The sequence below is a fragment of the Myxococcus sp. CA039A genome (assembly GCF_013336645.1).
Lineage (GTDB): Bacteria > Myxococcota > Myxococcia > Myxococcales > Myxococcaceae > Myxococcus > Myxococcus llanfairpwllgwyngyllgogerychwyrndrobwllllantysiliogogogochensis.
On record NZ_JABUMQ010000590.1, the window covers coordinates 1 to 2,733 of the forward strand.

3 protein-coding genes are annotated in these 2,733 nt (G+C 68.6%); 1 reads left to right on the plus strand and 2 read right to left on the minus strand.

Annotation, left to right across the window (positions count from 1 at the left end):
* Positions 1-373, plus strand: a 373-nt coding sequence (locus HR086_RS46090) for an RCC1 domain-containing protein (protein ID WP_373564452.1), incomplete at its 5' end; no start/stop codon positions are given.
* A gap of 174 nt (positions 374-547) precedes the next feature.
* Here HR086_RS46090 and HR086_RS46095 read toward each other — a convergent pair.
* Both HR086_RS46095 and HR086_RS46100 read right to left on the minus strand, forming a co-directional pair.
* The gene (locus HR086_RS46095) at positions 548-1,828 is read right to left on the minus strand and encodes a hypothetical protein (RefSeq protein ID WP_174468831.1); all 1,281 of its coding nucleotides are present in this window, start codon (positions 1,826-1,828) and stop codon (positions 548-550) included.
* Between the two features lie 296 nt (positions 1,829-2,124).
* On the minus strand, positions 2,125-2,733 hold a 609-nt coding region (locus HR086_RS46100), incomplete at its 5' end, for an FtsX-like permease family protein (protein WP_174468832.1).

Below are 2,733 nucleotides of genomic sequence, written 5' to 3' on the forward strand. Positions count from 1 at the left end.
CTCCAACTCCTACGGAGAGGTGGGGGAGGGCACCACGGTCGGCAAGCTCATCCCCGTCCAGACGAAGGTGCTGACTGGAGTGTTGTCCATCGCGGCGGGTGTGAATCACAACCTCGCCATCACGGTGGGAGGACTGGTCTGGTCCTGGGGACGCAATGAGCAGGGACAGCTGGGAGATGGCGTCCCGTCCACGTCGAAGCTCCTGCCCGCGCGAGTGAGCGCGCTCGGTACCGCCGTGGCGGTCGCCGCCGGAGGAGACCATTCCCACGCCATCCTCGCGGACCGGAGCCTCTGGTCCTGGGGCGGTAGCGCCAATGGACAGCTTGGCACCGGATTGTCACTCATCCGGGCCGCTCCCGTGCAGGTCTGGTGAGTCTTCACGCCGCGTCGCGCGTCATTGCAAGACGCGCGGCGCGGTGGTGCGGCTGGTGTGGCTCGCCGACTTGCTCTGGTCCCGATTGAAGCCTTGCTTGATTTCGCCTGGAGGGGACCTGGCTGCATTGCCCGTGGCGCGATGCCTTGCAAGGGAAGGTCGGAGGTCGTCTCGCTACTCCCGCAACACAGTGAGGCCCGCGTCGGTCAGGACGTAGAGCATGGCGGGTGCCACGGTGGGGTCGTACACGAGCTGGAGCACCTGCTTTCCATTCACGGAGTCCACGCGGGTGAGCGTCTCGCCGTCCTCTTCGATGCGCCACAGGCCCTCGTCATCGGTGCCCACGTAGACGATGCCCTCGTCGGTGGCCGCCAGCGCCGTCACGTTGTCGGAGGGCAGGGCGGTGATGCGCGTGTAGTTCGCACTGGAGCGGTCCGTCTGCTCCATGCGCCACAGGCCGAAGTCGCGACTGCCCACCCAGGTGGCACCCGCCTTCGTGCGAGCAACGGCGCGCCAGTGGTCGAACTCCTCCAGGCTGTTGAGCTGAGAGTTGTGTCCCTTGTAGCTCCAGGGCACCGGGCCCTCCCAGGTGCGCTCCTTGTCGAAGTCCTCCAGCACGCCATTGGGCTCGAGGATGCCCACCAGCCAGTCATTGGCCACCAGCACTTCACCGTCGGGGCCAAGTCCGAGCCCCCAGTTGAAGCCCGCCTGGAGCGACTGGGACACGCTGCCGTCCTCGCGCGGTGTCTCGCGATACCAGGCCGCGTGACGGTGGCTGTTGTAAGTGAGGCCGCGAATCAGCGTCACGCCGTGGTTGGTGCCGATGTAGACATCTCCCCGGTCCCTCCCGCGCATCACCCGCTGACAGGTGAGGACCGAGCGGTCCTCGTCGTAGTGGAAGTCATTGGTGTTGCGGAGGCCGAGCTGCTGCTTGCCGCCGGATACGCCCGCGCTGCGCCACAGGTGCTCCTCCAACTCCACCTTGCCGTCGGACCCCAGGCGCACCGCGTCCAGGTCACCCTTCTGGTACTCCGCGAAGCGCTCCGCGGAGTAGTGAGGCTCTCCCTCCAGGGGAATGTATGCGTGGGGCTTTTCCGGCACCTCGGGCTGAAGCTCGTAGGTGTGGTAGCCCACGTAGGCGCGCCCCGCCTCGCCACCGCAGATGACGGTGGCGCCGAGCGCCTTCTTGTCCCGACCGAAGCCCTCCGCTGCCTGTCCGACGCCGCGCGTCCACGTGGGGGCCGTGTCGCCGGGACGCAGCACGCCAATCTCCGCGCCCTTCAGCAGCCAGATGTTGTGCCCTTCGTCGACGCCGATGCTCTGGACACCGGCGCCAATGCCAAACGACGCCGCGTAGTCCTTCACCGCGTCCGTGGGCCAGGGGCCCGGGCCATCAGGCGAATCGATGTCGTCCGCGTCGGAGGAGTCACCGCATGCGCCGAGGAACACCGCCATGCCCACTGCCGTCGCCCATCGCCACCCACCGCGCATCCACCCTCCCAGGGCATCTCGCTGCCGCCAGATGCACAGCAAGGCGTATGCCCGACGGGGGTGGGAAAATGACTTCCCACCGTGGGGAATCCAGGAGGAGCCGGCGCAGTGCTGAGCGTGGCCGGACTGAAAGATGACAACCCGATGGTGAGCCGCTGTCGCCCGGGCTCGCACCTGATGGAACGATGTTTCCTCTCAGGTCGGCGCGGGGTCCACCTCGGCCCGCGGGGTGGAGAGCCTCGAGCCGTCAGGTCAGCGCCTCAGTCCGCGGACATCGCCACGCCGGGCGACACCTTCGAGGCCCGGCGCGCGGGCAGCCAACTGGCCAGCGCCACCACGGTGAGCAGGAGCACCGGCACCGCCAGGAAGGTCAGCGGGTCCGTCGCGCTCACGTCGTACAGCATGCCCTCCAGCACCTGGGACATCGCCAGCGCCAGCAGCAATCCCACACCCAGGCCCACCGCGCACATCCGCAGCGCCTGCTTCATCACCAGCCGCACCACGTCCGCCGGCATCGCTCCCAGCGCCAGCCGGATGCCCAGCTCCCGCCTGCGCTGCGCCACGCTGTACGCCATCAACCCGTAGATACCCAGCGACGCCAGCGCCACCGCCGACACCGCGAAGGCCAGGAGCAACACCCGCTGGAAGTTCCGGTCCGCCACCGAGCGCTCCAGGTTCGCCTCCAGCGTCGTGGGCTTGCGCATCGACAACTGCGAGTCGAGCTGCGCCATCTCCGCCTTCACCGCCGCCGCCACGCTCTCCATCGGCAGGCGGCTGCGCACCATCAGCGTCGTCCCCGGCCACGGCGTCTGCCCCAGCGGCGCGTAGAGCTCCGGCTCCGCCGGACTGTCCAGCGCCCGCCCTCGCAC